The sequence below is a fragment of the Mesorhizobium sp. Arg314 genome, assembly GCF_053714275.1.
Map to the genome: position 1 here is coordinate 1 of NZ_JBSKBP010000189.1, position 881 is coordinate 881.

General features: G+C 63.9%; 1 protein-coding gene. It reads left to right on the forward strand.

Translation table 11 applies throughout. The features are described 5' to 3' along the window. A partial coding sequence (locus ACWGS9_RS35010) for an acyl-CoA carboxylase subunit beta (RefSeq protein ID WP_454509455.1) occupies positions 1 to 756 on the forward strand: 756 nt, incomplete at its 5' end. Positions 757 to 881 lie beyond the last annotated feature (125 nt).

Sequence of the window (881 nt, forward strand, 5' to 3'; positions counted from 1 at the left end):
GACGACCCCGCGCGCCTCGACATGCGGCTCGACACGCTGGTGCCCGACAGCGCCAACAAGCCCTACAATATGATGGAGCTGATCCTGGCCATCGCCGACGAGGGCGATTTCTTCGAGATCAGCCAAGCCTACGCCGGGAACATCATCACCGGCTTCCTGCGTCTCGAAGGCCAGACCGTGGGCGTTGTCGCCAACCAGCCGATGGTGCTGGCGGGGTGCCTCGACATCGATTCCAGCCGCAAGGCCGCCCGTTTCGTGCGCTTCTGCGACGCTTTCAACATTCCATTGCTGACGCTGGTCGACGTGCCCGGCTTCCTGCCCGGCACCGCGCAGGAATATGGCGGCGTGATCAAGCATGGCGCCAAGCTTCTGTTCGCCTATTCGCAGGCCACCGTGCCGATGGTGACGCTGATCACGCGCAAAGCCTATGGCGGCGCCTATGACGTCATGGCTTCCAAGCATATCGGCGCGGATGTGAACTATGCCTGGCCGACCGCCGAGATCGCCGTGATGGGCGCCAAGGGCGCGGCCGAGATCCTTTACCGCTCGGAACTCGCGGACGCGGGCAAGATCGCGGCGCGGACCAAGGAATACGAGGCACGCTTCGCCAATCCGTTCGTTGCGGCCGAACGCGGCTTCATCGACGAGGTGATCATGCCGCATTCGTCGCGCAAGCGCATCGCGCGCGCCTTCGCGGCACTGCGCGGCAAGAACCTCGAGCCGCGCTGGAAGAAGCACGACACGATGCCATTGTGAGGGTCCATGTGCACGCAAGTTCAGATTGACGGAATTCTCTGTTCGACCCCGCGGCAGCTGGCCGCCCGACTTGGCGCCGAAGGACTCGAATGGGTGGATCAGCATGGCGAGATGGACTGGTGCCT